A 24,030-nucleotide genomic window follows, 5' to 3' on the forward strand; every position below is an offset into this window, starting at 1 on the left:
GGTGTGTCGTCGGTGCTTTCAGTTCATCGCCCTTCAAGCACCGATAGTTACCAAAGTCGCTGGCTAGCGGTACTCAACTTCCTTACGGCCTCAGGTTCACACCTTCCGTATGGCTATCTGACCCAGCAAGCATGCTTTCTAGCCTCATTTTTACATCCGGCCAATCTGATACTATAAAGCTATAGTAAGCTGAATCTCTGATGTAGCCATCGCTCAAAATTCGATGACTACGAAGTATTCCTTCCGAAATAGCGCCAATGCGCTCAATCGCCCTTAATGAACGGGTGTTGCGGGAATCGGCTTTAAGCTGTACACGAACTGTACCTAAAGTCTCAAAACAATGTTTCAGCAGCAAATATTTGCACTCGGTGTTTACGCGGGTTCTCCACACTTCTCGGGCAAGAGCAGTCCAACCGATTTCGAGATGTCTATGATGGGTGGAAATGTCAGCAAATCTAGTCGTCCCTACTAGACGATCTGTTTCCATATCAAGAATGACAAAAGGCATAGCAACTCCTCTGACTCGTTCTTCTAAAGCAGTCTCCACATAAGTTTTCATATCGTCTACACTTCGCATGCCGGGAGGGGAATACGTCCATATTTCTGGATCGTTCAGCGCTTCATAAAGCGAGGTGATATGAGAAGCTTCCATGGGAATAAGGGTTATCCTTACTCCTTGCAATATAACGGATTCAACTTTCATTGCCTTTGTCTCCTTTTGTTGTCCATGTACATGTAACTAGTAAATTAGGATACAAGGGAAATTGACAATTGAAAAGTACCAATTTACTAATTTTTTACTAGGCCACTTACTGTGCGAATTGGATATTTACATAGTAACTTGATAGGAGTCATTCAATCCTTTCACTTAACTTCCTAAATAGGGTATGGGGTGTCAGTAGGGATTTTGCAGTAGCGACAATGCAGTAGCGACAATAGAACATAGTTGCCATACGAACACAAGAACCTGTATGGATTCCCGTGTAAAAATTAATTCTAGATTAAATGATGACGAGGAGCTTTAGCGAATTGATCATTGATACGAGCGGTCAGGATAGTTTAGCTATAATAAGACTGTCATATTTTACGAAAGAATAAATGTTGTAAAATGAGGTAAACCATAATAGAGGAAAGAATCCTCATTTGAATGAAAACAGGGTCTTTGTGTTCCTAAAGTCATCTATTTTGAACATAAAAACGATTTAGTAGGGCTCTCCTTAATGATTGTCGAAGAGATACCCGGAAATAGTGTGAATGATTACGGACACTTTGGTTGGAGAAAAGAGTTCATTCGCGGAGTTCTTTCACGCACATTTAGATAATGACTTATGTTTATTATCTAATTACAATTTTAATGGAAGTGAGAAAAGGGGTATTGAGAAGGTCCTAGAATCAGCATATAACATACAAAACAATTTTCAAAGCCAGTGCTTACTCCCTAAACCTGCATTTATACAGCCTTTTGGAGGTTTTATCGGCAGCCGTCATAAATTCCTGCAAATTTACATCTATTTTCATACTTAGTTGAAATCGGATCATTTTACATGAAAATTGCTGTATTTTTTGCAGTTTTTCATCTCAACAGCATATTTTAATCGAAAATAACTGTATGTTTGCAGGCTTCTGTGCAGGCAGATAATCGAGAGAGGGGCTAGCACTGATTTTGAGGTTTAGCCACTATAAAAGCGATTTTTTCGTATAGGAGGATAATCTCATGTCTTTAATAAATGTTACAAATCTGACGTTTGCCTATGATGGCAGTTACGATAACATATTTGAAAACGTAAGTTTTCAAATAGATACCGATTGGAAATTGGGGTTTACAGGAAGGAACGGCAGAGGTAAGACAACATTTCTCAACTTATTGCTTGGTAAATATGAATACAGTGGAAATATTTCTGCTAATGTCAGTTTTGAATATTTCCCTTTTCATGTCGAAAACAAGGATAATAATACACTCGATGTAATCAACGACATTGTACCAGACTATCTTCACTGGAAATTACTGCGTGAACTTTCGTTGCTTAAGGTTTCTGAGGATGTTTTGTATCGGCCCTTTGATTCATTGTCGAACGGAGAGCAAACGAAGGTGTTACTGGCTACATTGTTTCTTAAGGAAAATAGTTTTCTGTTAATTGATGAACCAACCAATCATCTTGACATGAATGGACGAAAAATTGTCAGTGATTATCTCAAGACCAAAAGCGGGTTTATTCTGGTCTCTCACGACAGATCATTTCTTGATAATTGCGTAGATCATATACTTTCAATTAATATGACCAATGTTGAAATTCAAAAAGGTAATTTCTCCGATTGGTGGGAAAATAAAAAGAGACAAGATAACTATGAGCTTGCAGAGAACGAAAAGCTAAGAAAAGATATTAAACGCTTGTCCGATTCTGCTAAACAAACGAGCAACTGGTCACACGAAGTGGAAAAAACTAAAAACGGCACAAGAAATTCCGGTTCCAAAGTAGATAAAGGGTATGTTGGTCACAAGGCTGCTAAAATGATGAAACGCTCTAAAGTGATTGAACAAAGACAGCAATCTGCTATTGATGAAAGGTCTAAGCTCCTTAAAAATATTGAAAGCTCTGATAGCTTAAAGATCTCACAGCTTGCTTTTCATAAAAGCCAACTAGCTGAGCTTGAAAATGTTTCAATTTATTACGGTGACAAGATGGTTTGCACAGATGTAAGTTTTATTATTGAGCAAGGTGAGCGAATTGCGCTTTCAGGTAAAAACGGCTCAGGAAAATCAAGTGTTATCAAGCTTATTTGCGGTGAGAATATAAACTATACTGGCACTTTCAGAAAGGGAAGTCAGCTTAAAATATCCTATGTTTCACAGGACACCTCACATTTAAAAGGCAATTTAACGGATTACGCTAGAGACAATGGGATTGATGAAAGCCTTTTTAAATCTATTTTAAGAAAACTTGATTTTTCTAGAGTTCAATTTGAAAAGGATATTTCTTCTTTTAGCGGCGGCCAAAAGAAGAAAGTGCTGATTGCAAAAAGTCTTTGTGAGAAAGTTCATTTGCATATTTGGGATGAACCGCTTAATTTTATTGATATTATTTCTCGCATGCAAATTGAAGACTTACTACTTGAATACTCACCAACCATTCTTTTTGTGGAGCATGATAGTGAATTTTGCAAAAATATTGCTACAAAGTTCATTGAACTCTGATGATATTTCGTAATGGAAGGCAGAAATGAACTGCAAACAATCCTTTATCGGATCAAGTTTATGTGTACAGCTCGCGACACAAGCTTGATCCGATTTTTAATGTCTTTTTTCCTATCTAATACGCTCAATGAACTTACTTGCCGCACTTGAAAGTGGCGTGTTACGCATGATCATAATCCCGACTTGAGACGGCGGCAGCTGCACATCTAATTGAATTTCAAATAGGGAGCCATCTTCGAGCTCTTGAGAAACGAACTCTCTAGTTACGTAAGAGATTCCGAGACCTTTCCGTGCAAACTCGATGAGAAGATCCACGCTTCCAACTTCAATCTCAGGCTTGAGTTCATAGCCGTAGTCTTGAAATAGTTCCGTAATGGCCATTCGTGCGCGGCTATTCCTTGAGAACAGAATGATAGGGTACTGAAGCAGCAGCTTCAGCGATAGCACCTTGTCCTTAAGCTCGGCAGCATAACGCGCCCCCGCTACAAAGCAATCTTGCAGCTGAATACCTTCCCTCACTTCGAGTTGAGAATCGATAATTGGCATACGAACCACGCCCAGGTCGACTCTGCCTTCCTTTAAGAAAGTAATGATTTCAGGCGTAGTTCCATGAATCAGAGAAAGGCCTACATCAGGATGCTGTTGATGAAATTCTTCTAAGAAAGGCAGCAAATAATGCTTAAACAACGAATCACTTCCGCCGATTTTCAGCTCGCCGCTGTCCAGATTTTTAAGTTCGGCCATTTTCTTTTCTGCTAACGAAATTAAGATGTGAGACTGCTCGATATAGGAATAGAGTATGGTGCCCTCTTGCGTAAGAGAAACTCCTTTGGAATTCCGGTAAAACAAGGTGATGCCAAAGCTGTCTTCAAGCTGCTTGATAGCGTGGCTGACGCTCGGTTGGGTGAGGTACAAGGCTTTGGCGGCCTGAGTTAAGCTGCCAGTCTTCGCAGCCCAATAAAAAACCTTATATAGCTCATAATTGATCATAGACACGGTCTATAGCTCCTGTAAAATATATTAATTACATGTATGATTGATATTTGTATTATAGTTGAACTAAGAAAGAGATGCCAGACTTTCAGTTCAGGGATGCGAAATATGTCGATTTTAGGCTTTGATTGCTTACCTTTGATCATGAGAGTTAGTTAAGAAGCTAGGCTGGAAGGAGAAATGCAAATGGAGCCTACATCATTTGTTTTATTTGGAGCGACAGGGGATTTAGCTAAAAGAAAAATTTATCCTGCCTTGTATAATTTGTTTGTTGATCAGAAGCTGCCGCAATCATTTTCTGTAATAGGGCTGGGAAGGAGAGAGCTGTCTGATGAAGAGTTTCAGGCAAGAGTCGAGCAATCTCTTCATGATTATTCCAGACGTGAAGCAAACGATCCTGTGTTAATTAAAAACTTCATAAGCTCATTCCATTACAATGTTTTAAATATAGGCCATAAAGAGGATTATCAAAGGCTGCTGCAACGGATTGAACAGCGAGAAGATGAGTTGGCACTACCACCGAATCGAATATTCTATTTATCCGTTGGACCTGAATACTTTGACGTCATAGCATCCAATATCAAAGAAAGTGGGCTGGGCTCTGCGAAAGGCTGGAAGCGTTTATTGATAGAAAAGCCCTTCGGTCATGATTTACAGTCTGCTCGGGATTTAAATCAAAAGCTCAGCAAAGCCTTTGCGGAAGAAGAAATTTTTCGAATTGATCATTATCTTGGGAAACCGATGGTGCAGGAGCTTGGAATTCTGCAGCAGAATAATTCAGTCCTTGATGCATTATGGACCAATCGTTACATTGCCAATGTACAGATAACGGCAAACGAAACCGTTGGTGTTGAAGAAAGAGCAGGTTATTACGATCAAGTGGGTGCTGTAAGGGACATGTTCCAAAATCATATGCTGCAATTGCTTATGATGCTGGCCATTCATCTTCCGAAGAACAGTACCTCTGAAGAGGTGCGACTTAAAAAGAAGAAGGTTATGGAATCACTCGAACCTCTGCAAAAGCAAGATGTAATTTCCAATGTAGTCCGTGGCCAGTACAAAGCAGGGACCATACAAGGGAATCCAGTAATCGGTTATACTTCTGAGCCCAATATTGCTGAAACATCCATGAATGATACGTTTATCGCTGCTAAATTGCGAATAGATGCAGCATTTTGGCGCGAAGTACCTTTTTATATCCGAACAGGTAAAAGAATGAAGGAGAAATCTACACGAATCGTTATTGAGTTCAAAGAACCGTTAAAGCAGCAATCCTCAGCAAACAATGAAAGTAATATACCTAATCTTTTGGTGTTTGAAATTAGTCCTAATGAAGGTATCACGTTGCAATTAAATACGAGAGATCCTCAGCATAAAGGTGAGTTCAAGCCCATTCATATCGACTTTCATACGAGTCGTCAAGATATGCCTGAGGCTTACGAAAATTTGCTTTACGATGCTTTGCATGGAGATCCGACGTTCTTCGCGCATTGGGATGAGGTTGAATTGTCATGGAAATGGGTTCAACCCATCTTACATGCTTTTGAGGAGAATCTAGTTCCACTCCATCACTATCAGGCGGGCACCTACGGACCAGCCGAATCCGATGAGTTACTGGCTAAAGACGGTTATCATTGGTGGTTTGATTCCAAACCTGAACAAGAAGTAGAAACTATAAAAGGAGAAAAATATGCCTATCACACAAACGATTGAACAGTTAGCCATAGATACCATTCGAACCTTGTCTATTGATGCAATAAACAGCGCAAATTCAGGTCATCCAGGACTCCCAATGGGAGCTGCGCCGATGGCATATGCCCTTTGGGCCAAATTGTTAAATCATAATCCAGGCCATGCGAAGTGGTTTAACCGCGATCGTTTCGTGCTTTCTGCAGGTCACGGTTCGGCTTTACTCTATAGTCTCCTGCATTTGTCAGGGTATCAGGTATCAATTGATGATTTAAAGCAGTTCCGCAAACTTAATAGCAAAACACCTGGGCACCCTGAATTTGGTCACACGGATGGTGTAGATGCAACAACAGGGCCTTTGGGACAAGGGATTGCCATGGCTGTTGGAATGGCTATGGCTGAAGCTCATCTGGCTTCAAAATTCAATCAAAGCAATTTCCCGGTTATCGATCATTATACGTATGCGCTTGTTGGAGACGGATGTTTAATGGAAGGGATCTCTTACGAGGCCATGTCAATGGCGGGACATATGAAACTTGACAAATTGATCGTATTGTATGATTCTAATGACATCTCATTGGATGGGGAATTAAACCTTTCTTTTGGCGAAAATATCCAAAAAAGAGCAGAATCGGCTCATTGGGAATATCTAAGAGTTGAGGATGGTAACGACGTTTCGCAAATTGCTGAAGCGATCCAAGCAGCTAAGAATAACCACTCGCAACCAACGCTTATCGAAATACGGACGATCATTGGGTATGGCAGTAAGGTAGCAGGAACTAACAAAGCACACGGAAATCCGCTTGGCAAAGAAGAGGCAAAGGCAACAAAAGATGCCTATGGTTGGCAGTATGAGGAAGAATTCACAGTTCCAGAAGATGTCAAAGCTCACTTTAACCAGCTTAAAATTAAAGGTGCGGCAAAAGAAGAAGAATGGAACCAATTAGTAGCTTCCTATACTGCACATTATCCTTCGCTAGGCAAGGAGCTTACGCAAGTCATCGATGGTTCTGTCGTGATTGATACTGAAGACGTACTTACGTTTGATTCTTCCAAATCTATTTCAACCCGTGTAGCAAGTGGTGAGGCAATCAATCACTTTATTAAATCAGTTCCTTCTATTTTTGGAGGCAGTGCAGACTTATCGCATTCCACGATGACCACTATAAAAGGTGAGCAAGTATTTGCCGTTGGATCCTATTCTGGACGTAATATATATTTTGGCGTCCGTGAGCATGCGATGGGTGCGGCTGGTAACGGCATGGCATTACATGGAGGTGTAAAGCCATTTGTGAGCACCTTCTTCGTATTCAGCGATTATTTGCGACCTTCTATACGTTTGGCTGCTCTCCAAAAGTTGCCTGTTATTTATGTGTTCACCCATGATTCAATTGCCGTTGGAGAAGATGGACCCACTCATGAGCCGATCGAGCATCTGGCTGCACTTCGAACAATCCCAGGACTTACGGTAATTCGACCATCTGATGCGAATGAAACGGCAAGCGCTTGGGCATATGCCTTGCAGCAAAAAGAAGGTCCGGTAGCCCTTGTGCTTAGTAGACAAAACCTGCCTGTTTATGAAGCGACTAAGGCCAATGTTGAAGGGGTAACCAAGGGAGCTTATGTCTTGACGGAAACCAACAATAAACCGGATATCATCCTTATCGGAACCGGATCTGAGGTTTCTCTAGCTGTGCGAGCCAAAGAGGAGCTTGAGCGGGATAACATCTCCGTACGTGTGGTTGCCATGCCAAGCAGAGAGTTATTTGATCGTCAATCCGAAGCGTATAAGGAGACTGTTCTTTCGTCTTCCATCTCGAAGCGGATAGCTATTGAAGCTGGCATTTCGTTAGGATGGGAACGTTACACAGGTCCAAACGGCAAGGTTTTGTCTATTGATACATTCGGCGCTTCTGGACCCGGTAATGAGGTAATGGAATACTTTGGTTTTTCAATAAGCAATGTGGTTCAACAGTCTAAAGAATTACTTACTAATTAAAAAAATGGAGGAATACAATCATGAAATTTTTTATCGATACGGCTAATCTTGTGGATATTAAAAAGGCGTATAAAGTTGGACTTCTGTCTGGTGTAACTACAAACCCTTCCCTGGTTGCCAAAGAAGGCGTGAAGTTTGAAGACCGTATTGCTGAAATCTTGCAAGCTGTTCCAGATGTTGAATCAGTATCTGCTGAGGTTACTCCAGAGGCTGAAACAGCAGAAGACATGATCGCACAAGCTGATGAGTTAATCAAAATCAACGGAGGAGACAAAAACATCACGATCAAGCTTCCAATGACCTTAGCAGGTCTAGAAGCATGCCGCTACTTGACGAAAAAAGGTGTTAAAACAAACGTTACTTTGATCTTTACCGTCAACCAAGCTTTGCTAGCAGCACGTGCTGGTGCAACTTATGTTTCTCCATTCCTTGGCCGCTTGGACGATATTTCCGAAGATGGAGTTCTGTTAGTAGCCAAAATTGCAGAGCTGTTCCGTGTTCATAACCTGGACGCTCAAATTATCGCAGCATCTGTCCGTCATCCGGATCACGTGACTCGTGTAGCGATGGCAGGAGCACATATTGCGACGATTCCATTTCAAGTTATCGAACAAATGTCTAAGCATCCATTAACAGATCAAGGCATGGAAAAATTCGCTGCCGATTGGAAAAAAGCAGTCCAATAATAGTAGCAATTTAACCACGATATACAAATTTTCAAAAATATAATATAAAGGCAGTCTAGGATATTAACGCGTCCAAGACTGCCTGTTTGTTTTATTACTATTGACAACCTCCGGTGGAAAAGAGAATAAGTGCCTTCACCTATACGTTTCCAAGTCTCCATAATAAATTCTACTTATTGTAGCCATTGTTATCATCTGAATCGTTAAATAGCTCCTGCAGTACCGTCTTTCTGTTTTCAAGTAGCATTACTTTGCAGCCGCGCACGATTATTTCATTGGTGTACTGCGAGAGCCTTTACCGAGTATTGATTATTGTGGATGGTTAAGGTGGCATCGTAATAACCACGCCCGCCAGTCGGGTTGCATTTATAATCCCCGGAACATCCGCATACAAAAAATTTCGTTTTCGTAAAACCAGGATAGATGTTCGTATTTTTCTGATAAAATTTATGTGCATGGTGTGTGAAAATAGCTAATACATTATCTCTAGCTGCAGACGGGATAGCTTTAAAAAATTTATTTGTTTCAGCAAGACTCAGAACATGGGAAGGATCGGTGATGGTAATCCCTTTAACATTCAGCGGCCAATGAAAATCAATAATATAGTAATGGTTGGCATCTAATTTATTTAAAAGATTTATACTCTCGGTACTGAATTGGCCAGGAGCATTATCTAACCAGACGTATTGCACCTTCCCTTGGGTACCCGGAAAATTCATTTGTCCCGCAACACTGCCTAAATTTTGTCTAAATAAACCTCGTGTGGTTGTTTCCCAATTTCCGATAGACGCCTTATAAGGGATGTTTTTTGTTCGCAAAACTGCATCAACCGTAGTCTTGAAATCCTTATAGCGCTGTTGGGCGAATTTTCCGTGGTTAGCTCCCGCTTGAGCATTATCTCCGCCAAAAATAACAAACTTTTTATTACCGCTGCTTACAACTTTGGGCAATAGGCTTTTAAATGTGTTTATGCTATTCCCGTACCCAACATGACTATCGCCAACAACAGCAAATCGGATTACTTGGTCAATAGCCGCCCGTATGCGTCCTGGTTGGATTTTAGTGCGGGGTTTGAGTCTTTTGGTCATTTTGTGCGCGACAATTTTTTTCATCTTAGTTCACCCTTTTACCATTTTTGGAAGCGTTGATTGTATTAACATTTATATTCAACACATCTTGTTATGTATAGGGTAATTGGCCAATTAACGGTCCGTAAACCTAAATAGAGAAGAACCTACGACAAAATTATTATAATAAAACTACCTGTAGCTTATGCTGTAGAGAGAGCAGTAAAATATAATTTAGATCAATGTATAATTAGATGTTTATCGAATTGATTTTGAAAAAACAAAAGGAGGCATGTAGAATGAGCACAACATTCTTTCTTGTAAGGCATGCTATAAAAGTAAGGGCGATTGGAGATGTCTCAATTACCCCAAAAGGTATATTACAAGCACAATCGACAGCTCAAAGTTTTTGTAACTTACCAATAACAACCATAGTCACGAGTCCACTCCGAAGGGCGAAAGAAACCGCCGAATGTATTGCATTAAAAACGAAATCAGCTATTTCAGAGGATAGTCGTTTGCGTGAACGTGCTAACTGGGGGGATTTACCTGAACAAACATTTGATGAATTTGTCACGATGTGGGAGCGATGTACACGTGATCCCGACTTTATACCACCCGTAGGTGATTCTGCGAAGCAGGCAGGTGCACGCTTATCCTCATTATTATTAGAAATGGCAAAGAAACATCCGCATGAAAGTAACATTGTAATAGTTACTCATGGAGGTTTAATAACTGATTTTCTGGTTAATACATTTACCGAGAACCAACTAAATGTATGGCACCCTAATTTTGTTGCAGTACAAAGCGACCTGGTTCGTGAGTGCTCGATAACAAAGCTAATTTATGAAAGCGGAAATTACAAATTAGATGTCTTTGCATCAGTAGAACATTTAAAATCTTAAGGATGCTTAGTAAGTTAACAAGAAACATTGTAAAAAAGTGCTGCCGAATGACATACCTATCTTAGAGGCTTGTTTCATAACCTATAAAAGAATTTTGAGTTGATGTTAATTAATTCGGGATAAGCACTTCGTATTAATTAATTTCCTGCGGGTTATGTGTTGACATTTTGATCTGTAGTAACTACAATGGTTACAACGGTGATGGTACTAAGTGAAGCCGATTAGTAGCAGATATTCCATTGCCGTCACATCCTTTCTCTAGTCGGCATTAGCTCCAAAGATTGTACCGGCGATTTCATTGGTAGTAATAAGCTCATAGAGCTTTTTTATGCCGTTGTTGTAACCGAAGTGGTTATAACGACATGGTAATAATAAATTAAACAAATTGGAGGAATTATTACGATGAAAATTTTGGTGACAGGCGTAACAGGGAAATTTGGATCGATTGTAATAGAGACTTTATTAGAAACCGTGCCAGCCGAGAATCTGGCCGTCAGCGTACGCAACCCAGAGAAAGCGGAGAGCCTTCGTGCCCGTGGCGTGGACGTACGACATGGGGATTTTGACCAACCGGAAACGCTAGACAAAGCGTTCACGGGTATCGACCGCATCTTGATTGTGTCCACGGACGGCGATAACGAAACTCGGATTCGCCAGCATGCCACTGCCGTAGCAGCAGCTCAGCGCGCTAAAGTCGGTTTTATTGCGTATACCAGCCTAGGAAATGCAAGCGAAAATCCGATTTTTCTTGCACCGGTGCATCGTGCCACTGAGGAAGCCATTAAAACCACGGGGATTCCTTATTCCTTCCTGCGCAACAACTGGTACTTGGAGAACGAGACCGGAAGCATTCAAGCGGTCCTTGGAGGAGCGACTTGGTTGACGTCTGCCGGACCCGGCAAAGTAGGTTGGGCGACCCGCCGCGATTATGCACAAGCAGCTGCAGCGGTTCTGGGTGGCGAAGGCCACGAGAATACCGTTTATGAGCTGTCCGGTAAGCCTATAACGCAAGAAGAGTTGGTATCGATCCTTGCCGGCGTCTTGGACCGGGAAGTTCCGGTTCAACAAGTGGATGACGCTACTTATGCCAGCATCATGAGCAGCGCAGGCGTACCAGAACCGGTCGTTCCGATTCTGGTTGGGATTCAGAGTGCGATTCGCGATGGAGCATTGGAAGTCGAGAGTAATGATTTTCAGAAGTTGCTAGGACGTCCGACTACGCCTATTGAAGAGGCTCTCCGTCAAATCGTAAACGAAATTCAGTCTTAATTTAGCTCGCGAAACAATCAAAGAGGTTGTCCCAGAAGGTCTAAAGTGACCAGAGGGACAGCCACTTTTTTATGTGAGAATAGAAAGCCCGGTGAACTGGAATGTTACTTTAATATGAATAGATCAATGGGATTCTTACAATGAGTCAAGGGCATAGATTTCATTACAGTAATTGTCTTCGTCAGGCCGACGAAATGATGGTCATCGCCCAGGTGTTTGACCATAAGGCACGCCTTCGTTCCTACGAAATTGTCGTTGATATTGTTAAGCCGTAACCTTACGTGCGAACAAAAATAGCTCCGCAAGACGATCATGTCATCTGCGGGGCCATTTTGTTTCAAGCCTATTCTTCTATGCTTAATTTAGAGATTGTCACCCATAGGCTATGAGTCTGCGTATAAATACGACTTTACTCCGTGTCCAACAAACGCTTTCCAAATAATTAGATTGTAGGGATAAGTCCAATCGATCTCGTAGTCCCCAAACATCTCGTGAAGCCGGTTGTTGTTAAAGTAAATAGATCCCTGTTGATCAAATGCGACCCCGTCCACCCAAAGCATCCGATCATCAGATATAAAATCACGGAATGTATTTTCGAATGGTCTATGGAAGCCCACACCTTTGCCTTCGAGCATAGTGTAAAAAACATTCCCCTTATTATCCGCGTGCATTCCATCGGTTGTCGTGCGCTTACTGCCGACGGCCCTAACAGCCTGCTTAATTTCCTCCGGGGGCATATTAAAATTCCTTAACAACGAAGTATTTATCGCGTAGAGATTACGCCCTGATACCGGGCAATAATATAAGGTAGAGCGATCAGCGGATAAAGCGATGCCATCGGCTCCAATACGAATGGGCTTATTTCTGAATACCGGCTTATTGCCAATATCGAATTGAAAATCTGGAAAATCCTGTGTACTGAAATGGCGATCAAGTACCCGCCGGAGTGTCCTCGTTCTCATGTTGTACACAATAATTCCGCCGTCAATCGGGTAATCCGACCAACCGCAACCAGAATCGGTAATATAGACAAAACCGTTCTTATTATCCACAACCACATCATTTAAAAAAGAGGCCCGATACGGTGCAATCTCATTTGGAATAACAATGGAGTCATCATGCGATTGGTATTCAAATCCCAGACGATCAGCTTCTGATACCCTTCCGGGGAAGGGGCGTAGTTTATCTTTCCTTGATCCAGCAACCACATCCGGTTATATTCATCGATTTCATATCCTAAAACGGATTGGAGAACATTTACTTTCCCCGCTTGATTCCATTCCCAACTCGGGAAAGCTTCCAGTAATGGGTTCCCGTCTTTAATAACGATTCGATTCATGGTGGAAGGAATACCCTCAGCCCAGCGAGGCACCGAGACATAATAATGGCCTTGCTGGTCTACTTTTACTCCGGCAGGCATTGCCTTTTTCCAATATTGGTTCGTTTCAAAATTTTGCTTCATGTTGAGGTCTGGAAAGTTCCAGTCCAATCGGTTCCAATGAAAGATCATTTGATAGTGTCCGATTCGGCAGGCAGCTTTTGTAATGTGATTCTCCAGCTGGTAAGGAGATTGCTGACACTAAGCTTGACCATACAAATATTGCATATACTTCCTCCCGCTAATTAGCTACAAGTGATCATAATGATCTAATAAATATATGCCTATAGCGATAGTAGGTGACGATTCCAGTATAGAAGCATTTTTCAGGGAAAGGCACCAGTAATATCAATTGTTAATAAATTACATAGTTTTTATGTTAAACTAGAGTAAGAGTATACGAAAGCCTATGCGCCTATTGAAAATCGAAAGATGGGATGACGAGGAGGAGTTAAGGTTGCAGGAGTTTAAGGTGTACAATTCCCAAACTTTATTTGAACATATTTATAGAAATTCCCCAATTGGTATAGCCTTAATATCGTTGGAACAAAAATGGACCCATGTTAATCCTACGGTGTGTAATATTCTTGGATATTCAGAAGAAGAATTCTTGATATTAACGGCAGATGAATTCAGTCATCCTGACGATGTAGGCAATACCGAGCGATTAATAAGAGACTTATTGGATGGAGCTATTTCCTTTTTTGAAATAGAAAAACGATACTTTCATAAAAATGGCCATATAGTATGGACTTCATTACATGTTTCACTAGTCCGTGATGAAAACGATGGACAACCTCTGTACTTCATTACACAAATTATAGATGTAACAAAAAATAAGCTTGCAGAGCTAAAACTTCAGGAAAGTATAGAACGTTATACTTCGTTAAAAAAATACAATCATGATGCCATCATCTCTTTTGGACTGGACGGCATAATTATAAATGGGAATAATATGGCTCAGCATCTAACCGGATATACCATTGAAGAAATGATCGGAGGGACTATTTCCAAATTAATTGGGGAAAACAATCTTGCCAAATTGCTTTTAACCTTAAAAGATCATACAACTATTGAACGAATTGAAAAAGATATAAATGATATCAAACATAAGGATGGTTGTACGGTTGAAGTCCTCGTTACTTTAGCTCCTATTATTATACAAGCCAAGATTGTAGGTTTTTACATTATCGCGAAGGACATGACTGAACAGAAGAAGCTGATTATTGAGAAAGAAGCCGCTGAAAAGACGAATAAAGCTAAAAGCGATTTTTTAGCCATGATGAGCCATGAGATTCGAACCCCTATGAACGGCGTAATTGGAATGACAGATGTACTTTTAGAAACGAATTTAGATAAAGAGCAGATTGAATACGTACAAGTTATTAAACAAAGCGGCGATACGCTGCTTACGATTATCAACGATATTTTAGACTTTTCCAAAATTGAATCAGGAAAGACCGAATTAATTGAAGAACCATTTAACGTGAGGGCTATTTTATCAGAATCACTATATATGTTTATGTCAAAAGCTCTTGAGAAAAATTTGGAGATTACCACATCGGTCTGTCCTTATGTTCCAAACATAGTTCATGGCGATGCTACTAAGCTGAGACAAGTGCTAATGAATTTACTTAGCAATGCCATAAAATTTACACCTAATGGAGCGATTGCGATCTCAGTGGAGAACATCTCGCAAGAACTAGATACGGTACGTCTTAAGTTTGGGATCAAAGATACAGGGATCGGTGTGCCTAAAGAAAAGGTTATCCACTTATTTGAACCCTTTTATCAGGTGGATCATTTTATGACACGTAAGACGGAAGGAACCGGATTAGGATTAGCTATTTGCAAAAAGCTTGTTCATCTAATGGACGGCGAAATTTGGCATGAATCCTCAACAGACCATACGGGATCAACCTTTCTATTTACAGCTAACTTTCAAATACAACCTCACTTAGAATCAATGCAATTTGATATGTCGATCCAGCAGGATAATTCCATGGAAAACCCTGCAGAACACTCCGTAAAAATTCTGATAGCGGAAGATAATGAAGTGAATCAAGTTGTATTGAAGAAAATGGTTGAGAAGCTTGGTTATACAGCTACCTTAGTCCACAATGGAAAAGACGCCTTAGAGGCGGTTAAGCAGTATCCATATGATATTATTTTTATGGATATTCAAATGCCTTGGATGGATGGATTAGAAGCCACTAAGGCCATTAAGGAGATTGCAGCTACTAGTTCTAATAAGAAAAGGCCGTATATCGTGGCGGTGACTGCACATGCCATTAAAGGCGATTGCCAGAAATATATAGCCGAAGGTATGGATGAATATGTAAGCAAGCCTGTGAGTATTCATGCAATATCAGGAATAATAGATAAGTTCAAACTAAGAAACAATTAGTTGGAGAAGTTCAGTCATCGGAAAGATGGCACCACAACAAACATGTAAGAGGACAAGAAGATAGCGCTATAAGGAGTTGAAATGAGCAGGTGCCACCACGGCAGACTGCTCATTTTGCTCAGCGAGTGGTCAGATTAGCAATATACACCTCCGCATTTTCTAATCTGATAAACGATCGGATTGCACCCTGATTTTCCAAAAACATCTTAGGAAGAGGTGGGTTCTTTGCGTGAACCTAAACCATTTTGGACGGATACATCAATCGAATTGAGAAAGGAGATCGAATCGCTAGTAGGCTCCCCGATACGCAAAGCAAATCGCGTTTTTGGTGGATACGGGCCTAGTGCTACTTTTCGCCTCTATCTTGAAGACGGCCGGACTATTTTTGCTAAGGGGGCTGGAAAGGGGGCAAACTTAGAAATTAGGAAAGCTATTCCACTGGAAGAATCGGCGTATCGAAATATTAATGCGATCCGTCCCCTATCACCAGCATATTTGGGGTCAGTTATAGTTAACGATTGGCACCTCCTTTTGCTAGAGGACTTAAGAAAAGTCATTAAGGTCCCGCCCTGGACCGATAAACTAGCCGTTCAGGCTGTCCATGATATTGCACAATTTCATCTGCGTGGTATGGCCGAGGAGGGGGAGGTTGAACAGATACAGACTAAAGGTTTAACTGACAACTGGCAGACTATTCGAAATAATCCCGTCGAAGCAGACTACTTCTTAGGACTGTTCCGACAGGAGAGAAGCCGAGCTGAGGCTTGGCTTAATGATGCGCTGGATAGACTTATTACTGCTGAGTCAGAATTGATAAACCCTAATCAGCCTTGGGGTTTGATTCATAAAGATATACGTTCGGACAATCTTCGATTCAAGGATGGTAAGCTCGTTTTATTTGACTGGGCTTCAGTGTGTAGAGGTCCATTAATACTCGATGTTCTGTTCTTCTTTCCGAGTGTGACGGCAGAAGGAGGACCCACAGCAGATTTTCTTCTGCCTGTATACAAAGAGGTTATGGATGGTGAGGGCGTAAGATTTCCTGCATATGCCGAACGAGCCGCTGCAGCTGCTATAGCTGGATTCTTCGCTAGCCGAGCGGGGAAACCACCTATACCAGCTCTCCCTAGGCTCAGAAAAGTCCAGTGTTTGCAGCTAGGACCGGCACTTGAATGGGCTGCGAAAGTACTTAATCTGCCACAACCCCCTCTAGTTCACTTAAATGAATCAAATAGGAACAGAGCAAAATAGCCATAACGTCAACTTGAAGGAGAATAAATATGCAGCCGTCTTATGTTTATGAAATTCACATGCCACCTGACTTCGACCCTAAGAAGAACTACCCGGCCATTTTCACGCTTCATGGTAAAGGATCAAATGAAAAAAATATGCTTTCTTTGGTAGAGCCGCTTCTCCATGATTTTATCATTATCGCCATTCGGGGAGATCTTCGATTAGGTACAGGATTTCAATATTATGAACTGAAGAGTCTTGGAAATCCGATTCGTGAGCTGTTTGACAAGGCCATACAGCAGCTAGAAGATATGATTCGATACGCAACGGATAAATACCCGATTGATCCGTTGCGGCGTTATTTGCTCGGTTTCAGCCAAGGGGCCATTCTTTCCGTGACGCTGGCTCTTATCATGGGAGAGCAAATCAAAGGGATTGTCGCTCTAAACGGATACGTTCCAGATTTTGTGAAGACCGAGTACCCGCTGCAAAGCATACAAAATGTGTCCGTGTTCGTTTCCCATGGAGAGTATGATTCGGTATTTCCGATTCGGATCGGAAAAGAAACGGCGGCTTATATGCAAAGCAGGACGCCACACGTTACCTTTCACACCTATCCGACGGATCATGGGGTGTCGCAGGAAAACCAAAGCGATTTCGTGAACTGGCTGTATGAGGACGCTGGCCTTCGTCAGGAAGGAAAATAAAAGAGGGAAGCTGCAGTAATGCCGTAGATGATCCGGTATTCCTGCAGCTTTATTTGTTTTAAACTATTTCGATTAGAGCCAAATATAAAAATCGATTGCCGCATACTCATCTGTAGGAATGATCATAAATTTTTATGTAAATGATATAGCTTAGCGTACTTGAGTTATGCAAGGAGGTGAAGACATATGCAGAAGCGTGAAAATGATGTTCCCCAATATTTCGACGGCTCCACCCATGCCGAGTTTGCGGAAGAAATCGCAGAGGGTATGCAGGCAGGGCCTCAAGAAGTACCGGTTAATAAGGACGAATGGCGCCGTTTCATAAGTATGAATCCTTTCGGGGATCATAGTAATGCCTGAACCGAGGGCTTGTTTATTTTTTCGAGAAGCTGATAAATAGATTGAACATCATGGATACAGAAGGGAAGTTACCGACGAATGGCTACTGTACTTTACATCACATCACATCCTCATGATCATCAAACGTCGTTCAGTATGGCGGTAGGAAAACAATTCATTGAAGCTTACCGTGAAGCTAATCAGCAGGATGAAGTCATTACGCTGGATTTGTACAAGCAGGATATTCCTCATATTGATGCAGATGTGTTTAGCGGGTGGGGAAAACTGAGATCGGGTACTTCGTTCGATCAGCTTTCGGCGCCGGAGAAAACCAAAATCGGAAGACTGAATGAGATTGTGGATCAATACGTGGCTGCAGATAAATATGTTTTCGTTTCTCCCATGTGGAATTTTTCGTTTCCACCGATTTTAAAAGCATATATTGATGCGATCTGCATTGCCGGTAAAACGTTCAAATATACGGAAAGCGGGCCTGTCGGTTTACTTACGGATAAAAAGGCCATTCATATTCAAGCCAGCGGCGGAGTTTACTCCGAGGGACCTGCTGCCGGTTTTGAAAGTGGTCACAGCTACTTAAATAAAATCATGCAATTCCACGGTGTTCCTTCCTTTGAAGGCATCTTTGTTGAAGGCATGGCGGCTAAGCCCGACCAAGCGGAATCCATTAAAGAAAAAGCCATCGCAAAAGCAAAAGAGGCGGCAAAGCGTTTCTAATAGTCAGGTTTAAATGGAAATGATCAGGTCGTTACCAACACCTGGTCTTTTGTTGTTGATAGGATGTCGCCTAAGCGACCTTTATGAGAAGCTTGAAAAAAAGAGGTTGATTTTTCAAACTGTTATCATTATAATTACAGTATTCAAGCAATGCGTTGATTATTTTTTTGGAGTAACTGTTACTAAAAAGATTATAGATTAGTTTCTTCCAGTTAAACGTAGTGTGATTGAATTCATTTGAACGGCGCATTTTAAGGTATGGTTTTATAAGGACTTGCACAATTATTGACTTTGGAGGAATACATTCATGAATGACAAATACAATCCTTTTTTTGATACGTTTAGCTTGCGAAGCGGGGTTCAGCTGAAAAACCGAATCGTGATGGCTCCGATGACCAACTTTTCTTCAAACGAAGATGGAACGGTTACGGATTCAGAATTGAAGTACTATGCACGCAGATCGAGTGGTGTAGGCATGGTCATTACGGCTTGCACCTTTGTTACCCCGAACGGCAAAGGATTTCCCGGTGAATTCGCGGGCGACAGTGATGAAATGATTCCAAGCTTGCAGCGTTTGGCTGCAACGATCAAGGAACAAGGAGCAAAAGCGGTTCTGCAAATATTTCATGCCGGCCGTATGGCGCCGGAAACTCTAGTGCCCAACGGCGATGTCGTGAGCGCAAGCGCCATTGCTGCTGAAAAGGAAGGAAGTATCCTTCCAAGAGCGTTGACGGAGCAGGAGATTGAAGCGATCATCCATGATTTCGGGGAAACGACAAGACGGGCGATTGAAGCTGGATATGATGGCGTTGAAATCCATGGCGCGAACGGTTACCTGATTCAGCAGTTTTTCTCGCCGCATTCTAACCGCCGTGAAGACCGCTGGGGCGGCAGCTTGGAAAAACGGATGGCCTTTCCTTTAGCCGTTGTTGAAGAAGTTAAACGGGTTGTGAAAGAACACGCTAAACAACCGTTTGTTGTTGGCTACCGGTTCTCTCCGGAAGAGGTTGAAACGCCGGGAATTGATTTGGACGATACATTAAAGCTGGTGGATGCTTTAGCGGAGCAAAATCTCGACTACATCCACGTATCGTTGATGGATTTTTGGTCCAATCCGAGACGACGCGGTGTTGACGACAGCAAAACCCGTATCGAGTGGATTCAAGAACGTGTCGGACAACGGGTACCGGTGATGGGCGTAGGCTCGATTCACACGGCAGATGATGCAATGAAAGCCATGCAAACGGGCGTTCCTCTGATTGCGCTGGGCCGCGAACTCATCATAGAACCGGACTGGGTCAAGAAAGTAGCGGATGGACGTGAATCAGAAATCAAAACTACGCTAACGAAAGATGATCAGGAGCGTCTAGTCATTCCGGATCCTCTGTGGCAGGCTATCATCCATACCCCAGGCTGGTTTCCAGTCGTATAAGCTAATCAGGAGCGAATAAGCTAAGGGAGCTGCATATAGCCCGACTTAGCTTATTTTGTTACTTTTAAAGGACTTCAATCCGGATTTTGATATAATGATGCAATGCGGCTTCGATCAGAAGCTTTTTTTAATTATAGAGAGAAACATTCGTTTCTTAAGGAGAGAAACCATCTTGGGGAAACTGTCGCGGACGCAAACGATTATTTTAACCATCTTTCTAGTCACTGTCTGGGGAGTGAATTGGCCTTTATCCAAAATTGCGCTGACCTACACGCCACCGGTGCTCTTTTCGGGACTCCGAACTTTACTAGGCGGCCTTTTTTTGTTGGTTGTCGCCCTGCCGAGATATAAACAGTTGCATTTTAAAGAAACATGGAGCATTTATTTGCTGTCCGCTCTATTTAATGTGGTGTTGTATTATGGTCTGCAGACGATCGGTCTGAATTATTTGCCGGCAGGACTGTTCTCAGCGATCGTGTTTCTGCAGCCTGTGCTGGTAGGCATTTTTTCATGGATATGGCTTGGGGAGTCGATGTACGGCTTGAAAATAGTAGGACTCATCCTCGGTTTTTCCGGCGTCGGTATTATATCCTCAGGCGGTTTATCGGGTCATATTTCGATGACGGGAATTGTGCTTGCCTTAGGCTCAGCGCTCAGTTGGGCGATAGGAACGGTTTATGTGAAAAAAAAGAGTACGCGCGTGGATCCGATCTGGCTCGTGACGTTTCAACTGATTGCCGGTGGACTGTTTATGTCGCTCGTGGGTTCTAGTGTGGAGAGCTGGTCCGCTATCGTCTGGAAGCCGGTTTTTGTCCTGTGTCTGTTGTTTATTTCGTTGTTTGTCATCGCGATCGGCTGGCTTGTGTTCTATAAGCTGATTGATTCCGGAGAGGCCAGTAAGGTCGCTTCGTACACCTTTCTTATTCCGATTGTGGCCATCCTGATTGGCAGCCTATTTCTTCATGAACCGTTGACCTTTACGCTTCTGTCCGGTTTGGTATTGATTCTGATCAGTATTTATTTCGTAAACCGGACACCAAATAAGCTCTATTTAAAGAACAAATAATAGTGTTGTACTGCGACTGGAGCTTACAAGCTCCAGTTTTTTGCGTCCTGACTATTTGGAAGGGGTAGCTTTCATATGTTAGCACTTCTCTCAGCTAGCGGGAAGCATTCCTAGTGGGAGAGTGTATGTAGCAATGTCTAACTAGACGTAAAAAAGGAAACAAAAGCCACCTTTTTTACGTCTAGTTAGACACCCAAACTTTTAAGTCCATAGTTTCATAATATGAAATGTGCATTATTGCATTATTCAACCTTTTTTCGATCGACCTTCCCATTGAAGGTCGTTTTTTTTATTTCAAAGAAAGATACTTCAACAATCATGTTGTATATACCGTTTTTAAATGCTGAAGATTCCAAAATACTTTATCTCCATTGGCATTTATTAGCTCTATGAAATCACTATCCACTTTCTGAAGGAAGCCTATTTTTTTCGTGTTATCTCCAAGATCAAAAACAACTATTTTTCCTTCAAGCTTTTTACACTGTTCTTCAAAAGTTCTTGATAAAGTTATATTGATAGGACTCAAAGGAAGTGATTGGTTATTAAGCGAATAGGGTGTGTGATTTGAGTGATACGGGATTAACCATTTTAAGTGGTTCATAGAGACAAACATGGCTTTATAGACAGGAGAGTAGAAGACGAAATAATCATTCATAATACTGGTTAAATAACCATGGATCGTTTTATTGCCAGTTACATAAATTTCTACAAATTGTCCTTTTGCAGCATTTAATATCTTCCGAAATGAGAGACTATCGGCTTGATAATCGATTGGCGTTGCATCAGATCTATTTTCTGGTTCCGTACTAGACTCTGAATTCAATTTTACATTCTGCACGTTGACTAAGGGGATATAATAAAACTGTTGTTCGTTGACAATGACCATAATATCCAACCCTAAATCGATTAATTTACCTTTACAAATATTATTTCCTGAAATATCAACGATCACATGTTGACCAACAAATTGTTGAAGCGCACGCATATAAAAAACCTCCAGTTATGATTATATCTACCAAGTTAAAAAATCCATGATACCCAAAACGCTAGAATGACTAACGTGAAAATAACAGTGATTGGGATGACCGTAGAAGTCACCTTCAAGTATTGGAGCCAGCTCAATTTCACCTTTCCTTTTTTGATAATGTGCATCCACATCAAGGTCGCAAGTGTTCCAATTGGTAAAAGAAGGGAGCCGATATCACTACCAATTACACTTGCCAGATAAGAAATTTTTAAGGTAAGAGGATCAAGACCCATGTTCGTCAAGGTTAACGTTCCTACCATCAAAGCAGGATGATTGTTAAATAAATTTGATAAAATAGAAACCAGAATACCCATCATTACACTTGCATGAAGTAGACTGCCAGAAATGAGAGGTTGCATAATATGGATGAGCATTTGGGTTAATCCGATATTATGCAAACCGTATATAATCACATACATACTGAAGGCAAAGATGAGTATATACCAAGGTGTTTTTCTAATCATATCTGCAGGTGTAATTCTCAAATAATACCAACGCCATCCCAGCAGGAATGCAGAACCGATAACAGCCATCAACGGAACTGGAAAATGAATGAAAGAGGCAACAAATAGACTTACACGAACGCTGAATACAAAGATTAAGATATTCCGCATAAATTTGGCTTGATTCTCTCTCGGAATGGGTGACAAAACTTCTTTCAGCGGATGTGTTTGATTTATGGATTCCGCATTAATTGTTGGTAGTTTACGAGGTATTACGCGATAAAAACTGATATATAAAAGGAGTGTAAGGATTACAAGACCAAGTGAAGCAGGAACAAACATCATCGCTGTGTGCATATAGAGGTCCATATTAACAATTTTTAATGCAATTAAATTTACAATATTACTTACGCCAATAGGTGCGCTAGAAGCTGTTGCAATTAAAGCACCGGATAGTAGATAAGGAATTTTTTGATGGTTTTTTAAACCTAATTTATGAAGCAGCATGAGTAAGATCGGTGTTGTTATTAATATACTTCCGTCGTTGTTAACAAAAAGGGTCATCAGAAAACAAAATAAGTTTGTGTACCAGAAAAGGCGTATCCCTGAACCTCTTGCCCGTTCCAGAAGTTTCTCAGCAGACCAATTGAAGAATCCAAAACTTTCCAAAACAATGGCCATAACAATCGTTGCCATAATGGTTACGGCTGCTCCACCTATGGTTTCAGTTATTTTACCCAAATCAGATAAAGTAACACTTCCGCTAAGGAGGACCAATAGGGCGCCAACTGTTGCTGGAATAGATTCATTTATATTCGGATGCAAGAAAATAAAAGTAATGGTACATAGAAACGACAGAATGGTGATAGGAATCATGAAATCTTGCAGCATTTAATTCAACCTCTTTTCGATAAAGTAAGATCCTAAATATCATCTCTACTATCTCTCTAGTGAGCGGAACGAACTGCTTACGGGTTAGGTTTCATAGTTGTTTTTCCTCCCCTTATAGATGACTTATAGTGTCATTTGCATAATATGTTTAAATAACATAGAGGGGACTAGCCGACTAACCAATTCTATAATTTTCCACTATTAACCTGGTATAATGACCTATCCTTTCTTTTCATCTAACATTCAAACAAAAAAAGACGAGTTTCCTAATTTAGGAAAACTCGTTTCAAATACTATCGGTCTATTGATCCCTGAGCGCCGCATATAAACTTAATGGATTACGTCCTCTAACAAGTTGGAGAACCCAGAGTTCCTTTAGGTGCTCGTGCGATGAAGAGTCTCTTTCGCGAGATACTTATATACATTATATAAAAAATTCCCATCCCCAGTGGCTGTCTTTATTTTGTCCATCGGTTCGGGTATAATATTCACATTACTGAGAACGGGATGTGATACTCATGGCAATCAGAGATTGCCGGATTGGCAAAGCCTCATGCAAAGCCTGAATTGG

The 24,030-nt window shown here is 41.3% G+C and carries 19 protein-coding genes and 1 pseudogene; 14 read left to right on the top strand and 6 right to left on the bottom strand.

Translation table 11 applies throughout. The features are described 5' to 3' along the window. Nucleotides 1-82: 82 nt before the first annotated feature. Entirely contained in the window at nucleotides 83-703 is a 621-nt protein-coding gene (locus GC093_RS14280; RefSeq protein WP_171652543.1) for a GNAT family N-acetyltransferase, read from the bottom strand. 1,011 nt (nucleotides 704-1,714) lie between these two features. On the opposite strand from GC093_RS14280, the gene GC093_RS14285 reads away from it, so the two are divergent. Next, nucleotides 1,715-3,193, top strand: a complete 1,479-nt coding sequence (locus tag GC093_RS14285; protein WP_171652544.1) for an Lsa family ABC-F type ribosomal protection protein — start codon at nucleotides 1,715-1,717, stop codon at nucleotides 3,191-3,193. A 111-nt stretch (nucleotides 3,194-3,304) separates the two neighbouring features. Here GC093_RS14285 and GC093_RS14290 read toward each other — a convergent pair whose 3' ends face one another. Continuing rightward, nucleotides 3,305-4,183, bottom strand: a complete 879-nt coding sequence (locus GC093_RS14290) for a LysR family transcriptional regulator (protein ID WP_171652663.1) — start codon at nucleotides 4,181-4,183, stop codon at nucleotides 3,305-3,307. Nucleotides 4,184-4,372: 189 nt separating this feature from the next. On the opposite strand from GC093_RS14290, the gene zwf reads away from it, so the two are divergent. Genes zwf through fsa form a run of 3 tightly spaced genes read left to right on the top strand, consistent with a single transcriptional unit; the run spans nucleotide 4,373 to nucleotide 8,560 of the window. Then, nucleotides 4,373-5,899: a glucose-6-phosphate dehydrogenase gene (gene zwf / locus GC093_RS14295; RefSeq protein ID WP_171652545.1), complete on the top strand. Its 1,527-nt coding sequence runs from the start codon at nucleotides 4,373-4,375 to the stop codon at nucleotides 5,897-5,899. Beyond that, nucleotides 5,883-7,874: a transketolase gene (tkt, locus tag GC093_RS14300; RefSeq protein WP_171652664.1), complete on the top strand. Its 1,992-nt coding sequence runs from the start codon at nucleotides 5,883-5,885 to the stop codon at nucleotides 7,872-7,874. Before zwf ends, tkt begins: the two co-directional genes overlap by 17 nt. Before the next feature lie 20 nt (nucleotides 7,875-7,894). Further along, nucleotides 7,895-8,560 (top strand): fructose-6-phosphate aldolase, encoded by a 666-nt coding sequence (fsa, locus tag GC093_RS14305; RefSeq protein ID WP_171652546.1) that lies wholly within the window; start codon nucleotides 7,895-7,897, stop codon nucleotides 8,558-8,560. 272 nt (nucleotides 8,561-8,832) lie between these two features. On the opposite strand, the gene GC093_RS14310 is transcribed toward fsa, so the two are convergent. Next, nucleotides 8,833-9,672 carry a metallophosphoesterase gene (locus GC093_RS14310; RefSeq protein WP_171652547.1) on the bottom strand — a complete coding sequence of 280 codons (840 nt, stop codon included), beginning with the start codon at nucleotides 9,670-9,672 and terminating at the stop codon, nucleotides 8,833-8,835. Between the two features lie 254 nt (nucleotides 9,673-9,926). Here GC093_RS14310 and GC093_RS14315 point away from each other — a divergent pair, with 254 nt between their 5' ends. The 3 genes from GC093_RS14315 (at nucleotide 9,927) to GC093_RS36405 (ending at nucleotide 12,076) form a co-directional block, all read left to right on the top strand. Continuing rightward, nucleotides 9,927-10,532 (top strand): histidine phosphatase family protein, encoded by a 606-nt coding sequence (locus GC093_RS14315; RefSeq protein WP_171652548.1) that lies wholly within the window; start codon nucleotides 9,927-9,929, stop codon nucleotides 10,530-10,532. Nucleotides 10,533-10,934: 402 nt separating this feature from the next. Continuing rightward, complete coding sequence (locus GC093_RS14320; RefSeq protein ID WP_171652549.1) at nucleotides 10,935-11,801, top strand: SDR family oxidoreductase; 867 nt, start codon at nucleotides 10,935-10,937, stop codon at nucleotides 11,799-11,801. 140 nt (nucleotides 11,802-11,941) lie between these two features. Further along, nucleotides 11,942-12,076, top strand: a complete 135-nt coding sequence (locus GC093_RS36405) for a hypothetical protein (RefSeq protein WP_281365239.1) — start codon at nucleotides 11,942-11,944, stop codon at nucleotides 12,074-12,076. Nucleotides 12,077-12,184: 108 nt separating this feature from the next. Here the strand turns inward: GC093_RS36405 and GC093_RS14325 are convergent. Next, nucleotides 12,185-13,311, bottom strand: a pseudogene (locus tag GC093_RS14325) (L-dopachrome tautomerase-related protein). Between the two features lie 325 nt (nucleotides 13,312-13,636). On the opposite strand from GC093_RS14325, the gene GC093_RS14330 reads away from it, so the two are divergent. From GC093_RS14330 to GC093_RS14360, 7 genes are all read left to right on the top strand, one after another. Next, nucleotides 13,637-15,586: a PAS domain S-box protein gene (locus GC093_RS14330; protein ID WP_171652550.1), complete on the top strand. Its 1,950-nt coding sequence runs from the start codon at nucleotides 13,637-13,639 to the stop codon at nucleotides 15,584-15,586. A 225-nt stretch (nucleotides 15,587-15,811) separates the two neighbouring features. Continuing rightward, entirely contained in the window at nucleotides 15,812-16,837 is a 1,026-nt protein-coding gene (locus GC093_RS14335; RefSeq protein WP_171652551.1) for a phosphotransferase, read from the top strand. Between the two features lie 29 nt (nucleotides 16,838-16,866). Further along, the gene (locus GC093_RS14340; protein WP_171652552.1) at nucleotides 16,867-17,526 is read left to right on the top strand and encodes an alpha/beta hydrolase; all 660 of its coding nucleotides are present in this window, start codon (nucleotides 16,867-16,869) and stop codon (nucleotides 17,524-17,526) included. Nucleotides 17,527-17,712: 186 nt separating this feature from the next. After that, complete coding sequence (locus GC093_RS14345) at nucleotides 17,713-17,886, top strand: hypothetical protein (RefSeq protein WP_171652553.1); 174 nt, start codon at nucleotides 17,713-17,715, stop codon at nucleotides 17,884-17,886. 78 nt (nucleotides 17,887-17,964) lie between these two features. Then, complete coding sequence (locus tag GC093_RS14350) at nucleotides 17,965-18,600, top strand: FMN-dependent NADH-azoreductase (RefSeq protein ID WP_171652554.1); 636 nt, start codon at nucleotides 17,965-17,967, stop codon at nucleotides 18,598-18,600. A 307-nt stretch (nucleotides 18,601-18,907) separates the two neighbouring features. After that, nucleotides 18,908-20,032 (top strand): NADH-dependent flavin oxidoreductase, encoded by a 1,125-nt coding sequence (locus tag GC093_RS14355; RefSeq protein ID WP_171652555.1) that lies wholly within the window; start codon nucleotides 18,908-18,910, stop codon nucleotides 20,030-20,032. Between the two features lie 172 nt (nucleotides 20,033-20,204). Next, on the top strand, nucleotides 20,205-21,098 hold the full coding sequence (locus GC093_RS14360; RefSeq protein ID WP_171652556.1) for a DMT family transporter: 894 nt from the start codon (nucleotides 20,205-20,207) through the stop codon (nucleotides 21,096-21,098). Nucleotides 21,099-21,414: 316 nt separating this feature from the next. Here the strand turns inward: GC093_RS14360 and GC093_RS14365 are convergent, their stop codons facing one another. Next, nucleotides 21,415-22,083: a YwrJ family protein gene (locus tag GC093_RS14365; RefSeq protein ID WP_171652557.1), complete on the bottom strand. Its 669-nt coding sequence runs from the start codon at nucleotides 22,081-22,083 to the stop codon at nucleotides 21,415-21,417. Nucleotides 22,084-22,118: 35 nt separating this feature from the next. Further along, nucleotides 22,119-23,459 carry an arsenic transporter gene (locus tag GC093_RS14370; RefSeq protein WP_171652558.1) on the bottom strand — a complete coding sequence of 447 codons (1,341 nt, stop codon included), beginning with the start codon at nucleotides 23,457-23,459 and terminating at the stop codon, nucleotides 22,119-22,121. Nucleotides 23,460-24,030 lie beyond the last annotated feature (571 nt).

The sequence above is a fragment of the Paenibacillus foliorum genome (assembly GCF_013141765.1).
Lineage (GTDB): Bacteria > Bacillota > Bacilli > Paenibacillales > NBRC-103111 > Paenibacillus_S > Paenibacillus_S foliorum.